11 protein-coding genes are annotated in these 14876 nt (G+C 67.0%); 6 read left to right on the top strand and 5 right to left on the bottom strand.

Translation table 11 applies throughout. The annotated features are described in order from the left end of the window. Positions 1-22: 22 nt before the first annotated feature. The 5 genes from NMD1_RS01125 to NMD1_RS01105 all read right to left on the bottom strand — a co-directional run bounded on the left by NMD1_RS01125 (position 23) and on the right by NMD1_RS01105 (position 7564). A complete protein-coding gene (locus NMD1_RS01125; RefSeq protein WP_233497271.1) occupies positions 23-1408 on the bottom strand; it encodes an MmgE/PrpD family protein in 1386 nt (461 codons plus the stop codon). Further along, a complete protein-coding gene (locus NMD1_RS01120) occupies positions 1405-2424 on the bottom strand; it encodes a hypothetical protein (protein WP_125953257.1) in 1020 nt (339 codons plus the stop codon). Before NMD1_RS01120 ends, NMD1_RS01125 begins: the two co-directional genes overlap by 4 nt. Next, on the bottom strand, positions 2421-3542 hold the full coding sequence (locus NMD1_RS01115; RefSeq protein ID WP_125953256.1) for a CapA family protein: 1122 nt from the start codon (positions 3540-3542) through the stop codon (positions 2421-2423). Before NMD1_RS01115 ends, NMD1_RS01120 begins: the two co-directional genes overlap by 4 nt. Before the next feature lie 232 nt (positions 3543-3774). Continuing rightward, complete coding sequence (locus NMD1_RS01110; protein ID WP_125953255.1) at positions 3775-6582, bottom strand: TonB-dependent receptor; 2808 nt, start codon at positions 6580-6582, stop codon at positions 3775-3777. Positions 6583-6820: 238 nt separating this feature from the next. Further along, entirely contained in the window at positions 6821-7564 is a 744-nt protein-coding gene (locus NMD1_RS01105; protein WP_233497270.1) for an HD domain-containing protein, read from the bottom strand. Between NMD1_RS01105 and NMD1_RS01100 the strand changes: the two genes are divergently transcribed. From NMD1_RS01100 to NMD1_RS01075, 6 genes are all read left to right on the top strand, one after another. Next, the gene (locus NMD1_RS01100; RefSeq protein ID WP_125953254.1) at positions 7545-9734 is read left to right on the top strand and encodes a phosphocholine-specific phospholipase C; all 2190 of its coding nucleotides are present in this window, start codon (positions 7545-7547) and stop codon (positions 9732-9734) included. The genes NMD1_RS01105 and NMD1_RS01100 overlap by 20 nt on opposite strands. 4 nt (positions 9735-9738) lie before the next feature. Further along, complete coding sequence (locus tag NMD1_RS01095; protein WP_125953253.1) at positions 9739-10500, top strand: phosphatase PAP2 family protein; 762 nt, start codon at positions 9739-9741, stop codon at positions 10498-10500. A gap of 132 nt (positions 10501-10632) precedes the next feature. Continuing rightward, the gene (gene hisD / locus NMD1_RS01090; protein ID WP_125953252.1) at positions 10633-11964 is read left to right on the top strand and encodes a histidinol dehydrogenase; all 1332 of its coding nucleotides are present in this window, start codon (positions 10633-10635) and stop codon (positions 11962-11964) included. Then, positions 11964-12725 carry an SDR family NAD(P)-dependent oxidoreductase gene (locus tag NMD1_RS01085; RefSeq protein ID WP_125953251.1) on the top strand — a complete coding sequence of 254 codons (762 nt, stop codon included), beginning with the start codon at positions 11964-11966 and terminating at the stop codon, positions 12723-12725. Before hisD ends, NMD1_RS01085 begins: the two co-directional genes overlap by 1 nt. Further along, positions 12722-13471 (top strand): HpcH/HpaI aldolase/citrate lyase family protein, encoded by a 750-nt coding sequence (locus tag NMD1_RS01080; RefSeq protein ID WP_199558036.1) that lies wholly within the window; start codon positions 12722-12724, stop codon positions 13469-13471. Before NMD1_RS01085 ends, NMD1_RS01080 begins: the two co-directional genes overlap by 4 nt. After that, complete coding sequence (locus NMD1_RS01075) at positions 13468-14796, top strand: amidase (RefSeq protein WP_125953249.1); 1329 nt, start codon at positions 13468-13470, stop codon at positions 14794-14796. The genes NMD1_RS01080 and NMD1_RS01075 overlap by 4 nt, the downstream gene beginning before the upstream one ends. Positions 14797-14876: the final 80 nt, after the last annotated feature.

Raw genomic sequence — 14876 nt, 5'->3', positions numbered from 1 at the left:
CCTGCAAGCGGTTTGCGCACGATTACGCGAACAGGCTGCCCACGTCTTCGCAACGATCCAGCGTGAGGATCGCGGCCGCCAGACGTTCCGCCTGATCCCGGCCACGCGGCAACGCGGCATGGGCAAGGCAATCGACAAACTTTGCATGCTGCGCCGCAGGCGGCAGCGGGCGCGCCGGGCAGCCCAGCGCATCGGGTACCATCGCCTCCAGGAACGTCCCATCGTGGAGCCGGATGCCCATCGCCCCGCCGGTGCCCCGCTGCCAGGCCGGCGCCTTCGCAACACGCGGCCGCACCAGCGCCGATAGGGCCAGCACCTGCGGGTCGGCCAGCGTGTCGGCGTCGAAATCGTCGAGGCCGACGCCACCCCTTGTCAGCGCCAGCGCCGTCGTAAAGGGTATGGAAAACTTCGCGTCGATCGCGACCGCCGGCGTCTGCTTGCGCTCCAGCGGATCGACCAGCATGTGCTGCACCTCATCGACCTCCACATCGATGCCGGCGACTGCGGCCGGGGCAAAACCGTGCCGGCCGCGCAGATCAAGCGCCATTTCGATAAACGGATGCGTTCCCCGGCAACTCGGCCAGGGCTTGAACGTCAGTTCCGTACCCCAGAAATGCGTGCCCAGCCGATCGGCAAGATCGTCGGCCGAAAAGGCGCCACCGGCGTAAAGCGCGTAAAACCCGGCCCTGCCCTCCAGCGGGGCTTCGAACCCCGCAACCCCCTCTCTCGCCAGTAGCACCGCCGTAAGCGCGGCCTGGGCGGGAAAGGCCTCGCGCACCGCCCGCAGCACCGTCCTCCGGCTGTGTTTGATCTCGCCCGGCATGGTTGCCTGACACAGGACCATGGACAGCGCGTCCTTCACCTGCTCGGCGTTTAGCCCCAGCAGGTTGGCCGCCCCGGCGGCGGCACCGTAGGCCGCGACGATGGGGGGCGGATACCATCCTCCCTCCTCCATGGGCTGCCTGAGCGAAAGCGCCATCCGGCAGGCGATGTCGCCACCGACCGCCAGCGCCGTCAGGAAGCGCCGGCCATCCACCGGGCCTTCGGACTGCGCCAGCGCCAGCAGCACCGGGACGAGCGAGGCGTTGGGATGGGCCGGCGCGCGATCAAACGCGTCCTCGTAATCAACCGCATGGGCAAGGGCGCCATTCGCCAAGGCGGCGCCGACCGGCAGGGCGCGTATGCCGGTACCAAGAATGCTACACGGCCCCTCTCCACCGCGCGCGGCCAGCGTCACGAACGGCTGCGCTTCGTGGGCAAGGCCACTGGCGGCGTAGATCACCCCGGTTGCGTCCAGACATGCGCGGGCGGCGGCGGCGCGCGCATCGTCGGGCAAGCCGTCCCAGCGCATCGCGGCGATGTGCCGGGCCAGCGTGTCACTGATGCCGGTTTCGGGCGACGCCATCATCGCGCCGCCAGCCGGGGGGCGAGGGACAGCAACACGATCGCCGCGATCAGAATGCCGGCGCCCACGAGTTCGGCCGGGCGCGGCATCTTCAATCCCCAGAACAAGGCGAGCAGAACCGATCCGCCAACCCCGGCGACCAGGCTCGCGGCGCGTTCCAGCGGCACGCAATAGGCATTTTCGCGCGGATCCAGCAGGATCATGATCGCCAGCACCGAAATCAACGTCAGCGTGCAGCCGATCCAGAACAGCGGCCACAGCACGGGGTCCGTCCACACACTGACGAAGCCCCAGGCAAGCTCGCCCGATTGGCCGCCGATGCCGGACGCGGACATCAGCGCGAGCGCTGCCACCGACAAGGGCAGCGCGATCATCTTTTCCTCGACGAAGTAGCGTCGGACTGAGGCGGCATCTCCGGTCTTGGAAATCTTGGTCATCACTGCGAGCCGGAGGAAATAGCCGATGGTGTAGAGCACGACCGTCACGATCGCGATGGGCGGCAGCTTGAGGCCGCCCCGATCGGTCAAGGTGATGAGCAAGGCCAGCAGCACCATGGCCAGCGCCGCCCAGCTCCACCAGCGTACGCGGCGTCCGAATACCATGTCCACCAGCGGCGCGATAACCAGGACATCGCCGCGCATGATGAGCTGGATGAACGGGATGCTCACATCCCGGATCGTGAACGACAGCGGCACCGTGAACAGCACGAGCGCGGTCCCCAGCCCCGAAAGCAGCGTATAACGCGTCGGCACGGGCAAGCGCATGCCGGCCACCCGCACGGCGTGGGCATCGCGGTGCCATCCCGAAATCCAGATGAACGCCCACGTCAGGACCATGCTGATGATCAGCGAGGCCGGCAGCGTTTCCAGCCCGGTCAACGGCCGTCCCAGGCCGGGATGCGTTACCGAGGTGACCAGACGCGTGACGATGACGTTCGGCAGATAGGCCAGCAGATAGAGGAAGACCGTGGCTTCCATCGGAAAAGCGGCCAGCGACAACCGACGGTGGCGCGCGCTCATTGCGCCGCTTCCACGATGACCATGTCGCTTTCCACGCGATAGCGCGCGTTGAGCCCCGCCTCGTCCGTCACCGCAGCCATGTAATCGACCACCGCCGCGAAATCCGCGGTCCCCGGCGCAGGCACGCGCGGTACCGCGTCGCGGCCAATCACCAGGGGCAGGAAGCCGGCCTGCCGCACCCGGCCATTGGCGATATCCAGCCGCGCGATCATCGACAGGCGCGCGGCTTTGGGGAAATTGTAAAGGCTGTCGAAATCGGGCTCCCATTCCTCCGCCAGAACGCGGATTTCATTGAAGCTCTTCGATGCCGCATGCGCAGGGTCCATCCGCAGGTCGGTCGCGAAGTTGCACAGCGAATAGAATACCGGTCTGCCGTCGATCACCTCGCAGCCCTTCAGGATATGGGCATGGCCACCGAAAATGGCATCAGCCCCCGCGGCGATCGCCGCACGGGCAACGTCGCGCTGATAGTCCGCGATCACCGCGCGCACGAAATGAATGCCCCAATGGTGCGAAACAAGCACGACATCCGCTTCGCGCTTCGCCGCGCGGATATCCGCCTCCATCGCGGCAAGATCGGCACGATGGGGATAGGTGTGGGTGCGCGGCGGCGTGCCTGGCTGATCGTGTTCGATCTGTTCGTAGACCGTGAAGGCGCGCATCGGGGCACAGCCCGGCCGGCGCTCGTCCGCCCAATAGCTGTGCGGCAGAATACTGGAATAGGCGAGGAAGGCGACGCGCGTTCCGTCAGGAAGCTGCCGTAGCACCGGGCGGCGCGCCTCGACGATATTGGCCCCCGCACCGACCACACTGATGCCGGCCGCCTGCAGGTGCCCGCGCGTTTCGAAGAAGGCGTCGGCGCCCCAGTCCATCACATGATTGCCGGCCATGGAGATCACGTCGAACCCGGCCCGGCCAAGCGCTGCGGCGCCTTCGGGACGGGCCAGTACGGCGTGGCGCGCCTGCGGAAGCCTTACGCCCCGTTCGGCAAAGCTGGTTTCAAGCTGGCCAAACACAATGTCCGCGCTTTGCAGGAGATCGGCCGTGCCCGCAAAACAGGCGTCATAGTCATCGCGATCCATCGCAAGGTCGCCCGTGGCGAGAACGGTGTGGATCACGATCTTCTCCCGCAGGCCATGCGAAACGGAACTGGCGATGGCCTCTTTTCATCGGGCTACCGCGCTAACGGAACGAGCGCAAGCGCTTACATCATCGACGCCCGGAGGCTTGGCGCGCGGTTGCATCACCGCGCGCGGTCATCAGCCAACAAAACGCCGCCCGGCCAGTGAGGGAGCCGGGCGGCGTGGATGGCGCGGAGGGATGCCCCCGCGCCAGGTCCGGAAGGGTGGGTCAGTACACGTAGCTGGCGCGGAACAGGAACGTGCGGCCCGGCTCCATGTAGTCCTTCTGGTAGCTCGGGTTGTCGCCCTTGGTGGTGTAGTATTTCCACCCGCCCAGGATGTTACCCACGTCGAAGTCCAGCGCGAAGTGCTTGTTGAAGTTGTAGCGCGAATGGAAATCGAGGCTGCGGTTGGGCTGGACCCACTTGTCGACCGCGTTGTCGCGCAGCGATTCGATGTACTTGCCGCGATAGTTGTACGAGAGCTTCGCCTCGACGCCGTACTTCTGGTAGGTCAGCGCCGCGTTATAGATCAGGTGCGGCGTGTTGACGAAGCGGATCGGCTTGCCGGCGCGATAGGCAAGGCCCGTTTCCGCGCTGGACTTCTGCACGGTGATGTTGCCCTCGATGCCGAAGCCGTCGAACGGTGGCGTGATGCCCTGGAGCCCCTTGATGATGTTCAGCTCGACGCCGTAGATCGTCGCCCTCTGCCCGTTCTGTGGTTGGTCGATCACGACGGTGCCGACCGAAGTGTTGGCGTTGACCTCGTTCCCGCCGGTGAAAATGAAGTTCGAGATGCGCTTGTAGTACACGCCCGCCGAAACGATGCTGGTGGCATCGGGATAGGTTTCCAGCGAGAGATCGAGGTTGAGCGCCCGCGCCGCCTTGAGGTCCGGGTTGCCGCGCGAGATGCCGACCACTTCGCCCTTGGAATTGCGCGAAACCGACTGGCTGGCGGCGATGAACCCGTATTCGGGCGGGGAATAGCCGGTCCAGATCGCGGCGCGGACGACATTCTTGTCGTCGGGGCGCCAGATCGCGGTCACGCTGGGCAGCAGCACGTTGTAGCCCCGGTCGGTCGCGATGAAGCCGCTGCCGGCACTGTCGTCGGACCAGCCGACGTTGTGCGTCTCGCGGCGTTCGAAGCGCGTGCCGGCGATCACCTGCAGCGAGTCAAAGTGGAAATGAGCGAGGGCATAGGCGGCATAGACGCGCTCGGTGCCGCGCTTGCGCTGCGTCAGATCGGGCGATCCGCTGTCGGTGAAGCCGTTGGCCTTCATCGCGGCATTGATCGCGGCGACCACCTTGTCGCGGTTGAACACGTCGCCGTAATAGTACTGGCCGCCCAGCACGCTCATCACTTCCTTCTGGACGAGCCCCGACTGCTTGAGGTTGAGGCCATCGAGCGGCGTGCCCGAAAGATCGCCGCCGTAGCCGGGATAGTAATCGTACTGGCGCTTCGACTGGAGGAACTTGGCCCCGACCTTCACGTAATCGAGTACGCTGCCTTCGAAATTATAGCGCGCATCGAACCGGAAGGCGATGCGGCTGTCCTTCTGGCGGTCGCGCGATACGTTGAGCCCGTCGAACGGCAGCAGCGACGAGTCATGTTCGACATTAGCGGCGGGTCCGGTCAGGTCGACATGGGGAAAGCGCGGGTCGGCCGAGACCCAGTCCAGCCCCTGCGCGTTGAGCGGATAAGTGCACTTGTCGCAGTTGTAGCTGATCGAATAGCTTTCCGGCGTGGCGCGCGAACCGCCCGAATAGCTGGCGTCGTAATCGAGTTGGAGCCGACCGGCGTCGATGTGGCCGCCCAGGTCGATCGTGTAGAGCGTCTGGTTCTGGTCGATCGTCGAGAAGTTGCGCGCGAACTGGAACGCCTGCGGGTTCCACACCCCGGAACGGCCGTTGAGCGACCAGTACTGGCTGGAATTGCGGTCGGCATCGGTAATCACGCCATCACCGTCGGCATCGACGATCTGGCTGGTGGTATAGCTGTAGATGCGGCCCTTGGCGCCGGTGCCGATCACCGCCTTGTCGGGCTGGACCAGCGTAGTGTCATTAATGTTCACCTGCGTCAGCCGCGCAGTCTTGCGGCTGCGGTAGTCGGTCACGTCGTTGGTGCCGCGCTGTTCCTGGTGCGAATACTGGCCGCGCAGGTAAAGCTGCGTGTGATCGCCGTGATAGTCGAACGAGACGTTCCCGCCATAGCGCTTCTGCTGCAGGCGGCGGTAATCGAGATCGATGCCGGGCAGATGCATGTTGCTCTGATCGATCGCCTCCTGGCTGTCCTTGCGCCAGCGATAGGGTTCCCATTCGCCGTCGTTTTCGGTTTCCTGCCCGTTGCCGTGGTTCATCCCGTAGTTGGCGGAGATGAACACGCCGAAGCGGCCGTCGGCGAAGCGCTTGCCGAAATCGAGCTGGCCCTGATAGGTGCCCGCCGCTTCGCCCGCATCCTTCGCCTGCTGGTTGAAGCCGGCCGCGCCATAGGCGCGCAGCGTCAGGTCGTTCTGGAAATCGAACGCGGTGGGCGTGCGGAAATCGATCGAGCCGCCGATGCCGTCACCATCCTGGTCGGGCGTCAGCGTCTTGGTCACGCGGATCGAGGCAAGGCCGTTCGGGGGCAGCACGGTGAGCGAAACATCGCGGCTGCCCGGATCGGTCTGCGCCACGCGCACGCCGTTGATGTAGACCGCGTTGTACGTGCCCGAAAGGCCGCGAATGGCGACGTATTCGCCCTCGCCCGTGTCCTGGTTCACGATCACCGACAGGCCGGGAATGCGGGCCAGCGCATCGGCCACGTTGGCGTCGGGCAGCTTGCCCAGGTTGTCCGCCGAGATGATGTCGATAACGTTGTCGGCCTTCTTCTTCTCCTCGATCGCGGCCACCGTGCTCAGGCGCTGGCCGGTGACCGTGATGGAATCGGGCGCATCGGCCGCTTCGTCGGCGTGCGCGGCGGTGCCGGCAACGATCGACGCGATCGCCACAGACGCCCGGAACAGCGCGCGGCCCTGCCGCGCGCGCTTGTAACCTGCCATGTCGTTTCTCCCCAGGAACGCAAAAACCCCGACTGCGCCCCGCACCGGCGGGACGATCCGAAAAGGCAAGGCGCACCCGTTGCCGGAAGCGGAGAGCTTCCGGCCGGTGGGGCGTCTGCGAATCGATTTTTCAGTCAACTGGTATAAACCAGTTTGCCATTACATCGGCGTTACAGCTTTCGCGCCTGCATCAAAATATGGAACGGCCCCCGCGCAGGAGCCCATCGTCGCACCACTTTCAACCTTCGGGTAGCAGCAGACCCGCAAGCAGCGGGCGATATGTTTCCAGATCGGGAACCTGCCAGTCCTTGCGCTTGCCCAGATCGTCGAAGCGGCGAAGCTGGATCGCGTCCTCGAACCAGCGGTTGCTTCGGAAAGAGGCCACTTCATCGGGGTTCATCGCGCCGCCCTGCAGTTGCAGGCTGAGCAGCGAAGCGCCGCTGAGGCCTTCCGCATAACCCGGCTCGACCGCGCAGAGATAACGCTTGGCATCGACATGCAGGCGGACCGGCTCGGTCACGTCAGGCGCGAAGAACGGAGAAAGAAACGCAGCCCCCGTCACCTCGTGACGCGCATCAATGCCTTTGTGCTCCGCAGCATTTCCCGCGTCGTCAATGAATTGCCCGATATCGTGCAACAGCGATGCCGCGATCAGCGCCGGCGTGCACCCTTCAGTCCGAGCCAGGTGCCCGCATTGCAGAACGTGCTCGATCTGGGAGATCGCCTCGCCGTAGTGATGGTCGCCGAATTCGTTGATAATTCGGAAAATCCTGTCAATTCTGGTCGTCGTCATTCGGTTTCCCGTCATTCCTGCCGCGGCAATGCAAGGCCTGCACATGGCTTTATGCAGCCCGGCACCGCTCCGGGCGTCGTCAATCTGTAGCAGTTTTGGACTATACCAAAAATATGACTGGCTGGCGACATTTACAGACCGGCTGACGGCAACGGAGAAAGGCACGGGCATGAGCAGAAGCGGCGGCAACCGGCGCGATTTCCTCAAGGCGACGGCGCAGGCGGGCAGCGTGGCGGGCGCGCTTTCGGCAGGCGGACTGTGGTCGGGCCTGATCGATCGGGCGCTGGCGATCGCGCCGGCGGGCCACACGGGCTCGATCATGGATGTCGAGCACGTGGTCATCCACATGCAGGAAAACCGTTCGTTCGATCACTATCTCGGCATGTTGAACGGCGTGCGCGGGCTGGGCGATCCCCGCCCGCTGCGCCTGCCGGGTGGACGCGCCGTGTGGGCACAGCCTTCGGACCAGCATCCCGACGGGCATGTCCTGCCCTATCACGGCGATTCGCACACGACCCGATCGTTCACCGTCGACGGCGCGGACCAGTCGCACCGCGAGAACATGCACATCTTCCACCAGGGCCGCTACGACCGCTGGGGCCACACCGGCGAACTGCACAACCGGATGCTGCACTACACCGCCGGCGACCTGCCGTTCTACTATGCCCTGGCGGACGCCTTCACCGTCTGCGACGCCTATCACTGCTCCACCATGACGCAGACCTATCCCAACCGGCTGCACCTGTTCACCGGCTGCAACGGTGGCGGCACGGTCGGCGGTGATCCGGAAATGAGCAACTACGGCGAGGACGAGACGCCCAGCGCCGACATGGCGACCGACCAGCCGCTGCGCGCCGACGCCTATCGCTGGACGACTTATGCCGAACGGCTGCAGCAGGCCGGCATCGCGTGGAAGGTCTATCAGGAATACGACAATTTCGGCGACAACCTGCTCTCGGTATTCCCGCCGTTCCGGCCCTGCCCGCCCGATTCCGATCTGTACCGCCGGGGGCGGGCCTGGGTCAGCGAACATCGGCAGGGGCCGGACCGCACCCGTTCGGACGGCGAACAGCTCGTCGCCGCGTTCCGTGCCGACGTGGCGGCTGGCCAGCTTCCGGCGGTCTCGTGGATCGTCACGGCGGCGGACCTGTCCGAACACCCCAAGGCCGAACCGTCCAAGGGCGAACACGTCACCGCAAAGCTGATCGAGGCGCTGATCGATCACCCGGACGTCTTCGCCAGGACTGTGTTCATCCTCAACTACGACGAGGCCGGGGGCTTCTTCGACCACATGCCGCCGCCGGTGCCGCCGGTGGGTGATTATCGCGGGCACAGCACCGTGCCACTCGACGGCGAGATGAAGGACTGGTCGGCCGAAAGCGCCTGGGCCGCCGAACATGGCGCGCGCCACCCCATCGGGCTGGGCATCCGCACGCCGACGATGCTGGTCTCGCCGTGGAGCCGGGGCGGCTTCGTCTGCTCGGAACTGTTCGACCACACCTCGGTCCTGCGCTTTCTGGAGCGGCGCTTCGGCGTGCGCGAACCCAACATCAGCGCGTGGCGCCGCGCGGTATGCGGCGATCTGACTTCCGCGTTCGATTTCACGCGCGCCGATCCCTCGCGCCCGGCGCGCGCGCTGCCCGACACCGCCGATTTCCGCGACCGCGTGGCCCGCTCGGCGGCGGGCACCGCCAACGCCATTCCGGCGCGGCAGGAGCCCGCCGCGCAGATGCCCGGCCAACGCCCGCATCGCCCCCTGCCCTATCGCCTCGCGGTGACGGGTGAAGTCACGCCCGCGCGCCGCTTCCGCCTGACGCTGGCGAACACCGGGACCAAGGGCGCGGCCTTCACCGTCCACGACAACACCGACCGGCAGGAGCCATGGCACTACACCATCGGCGCGGGCGACCGCTTCGCCAGCGAGCAGTGGCACGATGCCCCCCTCCCCGCTGCCGACGCAACCGCCGACGCCTATGACCTCACCCTACGCGGCCCTAACGGGCTGTGGCGGCGCTTCGCCGGGCCACTTGGCGCGCACGTCGAGGCGCTGTGCATCGACCGGCCGGAAATGGATGCAGTGGAACTCGTGCTGGTCAATCGTGGAGCCGCGCCGGTGACGTTCGCGATCGCGCTCGATCTCGCTTACCGCGCGCAGACCGCGCCGATCCGCTCGGTGTCCGTGGCGCCGGGCAAGCGGGTGAGCGACCTGTGGCGGCTCAGCCCGAGCGACAACTGGTACGACCTGACCGTCCGCACCGACAGCGAACCGGCCTTCCTGCGCCGCTTTGCCGGCAAGGTGGAAAACGGGCGCGCCGGGCGGACCGATCCCGGGATCGGTCCGATGCGCATCGAGGCCTGACCGCGTGCGGCCCGGTTGGCTGGCGGCGGGCGTGGCGCTCGCGCTCGCGGCAACCTCGGGCGCAGCGCAGGCGCCTTACGTGGCGCCGGCGCGCGTGCCGGACGGGGTGGCCGTGCTGCCCCTTCCCCCCGCGCCGGGCAGCCCGCAGGACAACGCCGATCTTGCCCTGTTTCGGGCCACCCGCGCGCTCGAGGGAAGCCCGCGCTGGCGGATGGCGGCCGACGACGTGACCAATGCGCCGCTCGATCGCTATGCCTGCGCCATGGGGATGCGGATAGATGCTCGCCGCGCGCCGGCGCTGGCCGCGCTGCTCGACCGGATCGGCACGGGCGAGATGGTGGGACCGGTGAAGGAGCACTATCGCAAGGCGCGGCCCTATCTCGGCACGGATGCGCCCATTTGCGAGCCGCGCACCGATCATCTGGCGCGCAACGGCGATTATCCTTCGGGCCATGCCGCGAACGGCTGGCTGGAAGCACTGGTGCTGGTCCAGTTGCTGCCCGATCGCGCCACGCCTCTCCTCGCCCGTGCCCGCGCTTATGGCGAAAGCCGCGTGATCTGCGGTGTCCATTCGCACAGCGCGGTGCAAGCGGGCTGGCTTGCCGGCAGCGCGATGTTCGCGATGCTGCAGACCTCGCCTGCCTATCACCGCGATCTTGCCGCTGCCGCGCGCGAACTGGCAAGGCTGCGCGCGCATGCCCCGGTGCCGGACCCGACCGCCTGCACACGGGAAGCCGAACTGGTCGGGCAAGGACCCGGCCGCTAACCGCCGGCGCCGGCATCGTCCAAGCGATGCATACCGCGCCCCGAGGCTTCGCATCCGCCTCGCCCTTGACTTGCCGCACCAAGCTTGCCACACCGTTTGCATTCGAATGCAAATCCGAAGACGGAGAGTTGAGTGGCAATCTATCTCAAGCGTGGGGCGACGGCGGAAGCGAAGGCCGAGGGCGACCGGAAGGTACGCGATACGGTGGAAGCGGCGCTGGCCGACATCGAGGCGCGGGGCGACGTGGCCGTGCGCGAGATGAGCATCCGTTTCGACGGGTGGGACCGCGAAGACTATCGCCTGAGCCAGTCCGAAATCGATGCCGCGGTCGATAGCCTGACCGCGCAGGAGCGCAAGGACATCGAGTTCGCGCAGGCGCAGGTGCGCAACTTTGCGCAGATCCAGCGCGATTCCATGAAGGACGTGGAAGTCGAAACGATGCCCGGCGTGGTGCTGGGCCACAAGAACGTGCCGATCAACGCCGCCGGCTGCTACGTTCCGGGCGGCAAGTATCCGCTGCTGGCGTCGGCGCACATGTCGGTGATCACCGCCAAGGTGGCCGGCGTGAAGCGCGTCGTCACCTGCGCCCCGCCCTTCCAGGGCAAGCCCGCCCGCGCCATCGTGGCCGCGCAAGCCCTGGCCGGGGCGGACGCGATCTATGCGCTGGGCGGCATCCAGGCAATCGGCGCCATGGCCATCGGCACGCAGACGATCGACCCGATCGACATTCTGGTCGGCCCCGGCAATGCCTTCGTGGCCGAAGCCAAGCGCCAGCTGTTCGGCCGCGTGGGCATCGACCTGTTCGCCGGCCCCACCGAAACCCTGATCATCGCCGACGAGATCGGCTGCGACCCGGAAATGGCCGCCACCGACATTCTCGGGCAGGTGGAACACGGCCCCGACAGCCCCGGCGTGCTGCTGACCAACAGCGAGAAGTTCGCGCGCGAAACGATGGCCGAGATCGAGCGCCTGTTGCAGATCCTGCCCACCGCCGATCATGCCCGCAAGGCGTGGGAGACCTATGGCGAGGTCATTGTGGCCGAAAGCTACGAGGAAATGGTCAGGATCGCCGACGAGATCGCCAGCGAGCACGTGCAGGTGATGACCGCCGATCCCGATTATTTCCTGCAGAACATGACCAACTACGGCGCCCTGTTCCTGGGCGCGCGCACCAACGTCAGCTTCGGCGACAAGGTGATCGGCACGAACCATACGCTGCCGACGAAGAAGGCGGCGCGCTATACCGGCGGGTTGTGGGTGGGCAAGTTCCTCAAGACCTGCACCTACCAGAAGGTGCTCACCGACGAAGCGAGCGCGCTGGTGGGCGAATATTGCAGCCGGCTGTGCGCGCTGGAAGGCTTTGCCGGGCACGGCGAACAGGCCAACCTGCGCGTGCGGCGCTATGGCGGACGCGACGTGCCCTATGCCGGGCAGGCAACCCCGAGCGAACTGACGCGCGCCTAATGCTGCCGGTCACGCCGTCTTTCCGCCTGGACGGGCGCCGGGCCCTGGTGACCGGCGCCGGCAGGGGGATCGGGCTGGCGATGGCGGCGGCCCTTGCCGAAGCGGGCGCGGCGGTCACGCTCGCCGCGCGGACGCAAGGCGAAATAGAGGAAGCGGCCGCCGCCATCGGGCAGGCGGGCGGCGTGGCCGAGGCGGCCGTGCTCGACGTGGCGGACATGGGCGCGGTTGCCACCTTCTTCGAAGGCCGGCCCGCGTTCCACGTCCTTGTCAACAACGCCGGGACCAACCGCCCCATGCCGATGTGGCAGGTGGACGAGGCCGATTACGGCGCGGTGCTGGACCTCAACGTGAAAGCGGCGTTCTTCGTGGCGCAGCATTGCGTAAAGGCCATGCTGCGTGATGGCGTGAAGGGCAGCCTGATCCATATCGGCAGCCAGATGGGCCATGTCGGCGGGCCGAACCGCAGCCTCTACTGCGCCAGCAAGTGGGCGCTGGAAGGCATGAACAAGGCCTTCGCGCTCGACCTTGCGCCGCACGGCATCCGCAGCAACACTATCGCGCCAACTTTCATCGAGACGCCGATGACCAAACCGTTCTTCGAAGACGAGGCATTCCGGGCCAGCGTGCTCCAGAAGATCAAGCTGGGCCGGCTCGGCACCGTGGAAGACCTGATGGGCGCGGCGCTGTTCCTCGCCAGCGATGCCAGCGCAATGGTGACGGGCACCAGCCTGGTCGTCGATGGCGGATGGACGGCGGAATGACATTCAAGGCACGCTTGAACGCCGGCGATTTGCTGGTCGGCACGTTCATCAAGACCCCATCGCCCATCGTGGTGGAAGTCCTGGCGCTGACGGCGCTGGACTGCCTGTGCCTCGATGCCGAGCACGCGCCGTTCGACCGGCGCGATATCGACCTCTGCGTCGCGCTGGCCCGCGCGGCGGACAAGCCGGTTCTGGTCCGGGTGCCGGTCACGTCGCCCGAACAGATCCTTGGCGCGCTGGACTGCGGAGCCACCGGCGTGGTCGCGCCGCACGTCCGTTCCCGGGCGGAAGCGGAAACGCTCGTGCGGTACGCGCACTATGGCGCGGGTGGCCGGGGCTATGCCGGATCATCGCGCGCGGCGGGCTATACCACGCGGACCATGGCAGATCACTTGGCCACAAGTGCGGCCAATACCGCCGTGATTGCCCAGATCGAAGACCCCGAAGCGGTGGACGCCATCGACGAGATCGCCGCCGTGCCGGGCATCGACGCGCTGTTCGTGGGACGTGCGGATCTGACCGTCGCCTATGGCGCGTCCAGCCAGGACGACCCGCAGGTGATCGCCGCCGTCGAAAAGATCTGCGCTGCCGGGCGTCGCCATGGCCGTCCGGTGGGCATGTTCGTGGCGCGGGCCGAAGACGTCCCGCTGTGGCGGCAGCACGGCGCGACGCTGTTCCTGCTGGAATCGGACCACGCCTTCCTGCTCAAGGGCGCCGCTGCTCTTCTGGACCGCACGCGCGCGTGACCGGACCGCCGGCCAGCATAACGGCCGCGGCGATGATGCTGGCGCGTGGGGAAACCACCGCCCGTGCCTTGCTGGATCAGGTGCTCGAGAAGCTGGATAGGGACGGCGATCGCTTCCACGCGATGCTGGCGTTCAATCCGCACGCGGCGCGGGACGCGGCGGCCGCCGACCGCGCCCGGTCGCAGGGCACCGCAGCGGGGCCGCTCCATGGCATTCCGCTGGTGCTCAAGGACAACATCGATCTTGCCGGTGTGCCCACCACGTCGGGCTGCCGCGCGCTTGCCGGCGCGATGCCCCGGCGATCGGCCATAATCGTCGAACGCCTGCGCGATGCGGGTGCGGTAATCGTCGGCAAGACCAACCTGTCCGAATTCTCGTTCGAAATCCGCTCGCGCAGTTCGCTGGGCGGCGACGTCCTCCATCCCCGGGCTCCGCACGCCAGCGCCGGGGGATCGAGCGGCGGCACCGCCGTTGCCGTGGCTCAGGGTTATGCGCTGGGCGGGATCGGCACGGACACCGGCGGTTCGATCCGAATCCCCGCAGCCTACAACGGGCTGGTCGGATTCCGGCCCGCCCACGGCGCGCTGCCGATGCAGGGCATCGCCCCCCTCGCCCCGTCCACCGACACGGTCGGCCCGATCGCCCGAACGGTGGCGGACGCCGAATTGCTGCTCGCGGCGATGGGCCACGGTGTGTCAGTGTCCGCGCTGCCACGCCGGATCGGGGTGGTGCGCGAGGTGTTCGGCGCCAACGCCGCCGTGGATGCTGTATGCGCCACCGCGCTCGACCGGCTGGCCGAAGCGGGCGTCACGCTGGTTGACCTGCCCGCGCTGCCGGCCAACCTCAACCCCGGGCATGGCGAGCATATCGTGGATGCCGAGTTCGCGGCGGCCTTCGATGCCTATCTCGCATCGAACTTCCTGCCCGGCTCCGCCCCTGCCTCGCTCGATGCGATCGTGGCCGGAGAGGCGTTTCTGCCCGATCATGCCAAGGCGCTCGCTGCGCGGATCGCGGCGAAGGACCGCGAAACCGCCAGCATCCTGGCACGGCACCAGGCCCTGGCGGAGCATCTCGGCGCGGCCTGCGCGGCGCTAGCTATCGATGCCCTCGTCTATCCGACCTCGCAGGCCATTCCGGACGATCTGGAAAACCCCAAGGGCGGCTGGGCTCCCGAGCTGGCGGCCCGCAGCGGCTGGCCGGCGCTGACGGTCTGCGCCGGGTTCGCCGCGAACGGCATGCCCGTGGGCATCGAATTCCTCGCTCCGCCGGTCAACGAGGGCGCGCTGTTCGCCCTTGCCCGGCTGATCGAGGCAACGGCCGTCTAAACCCGGCGCTTCCGCCTCTCTCGCACTTCCGAATTTTGCCGGCTTCGGTTCGCCCCGTGGCCGGCGAACGGCGCTTGCCG

This window comes from Novosphingobium sp. MD-1 (assembly GCF_001014975.1).
Classification (GTDB): Bacteria; Pseudomonadota; Alphaproteobacteria; order Sphingomonadales; family Sphingomonadaceae; genus Novosphingobium.
This window is presented reverse-complemented; position numbering and strand designations above follow the sequence as displayed.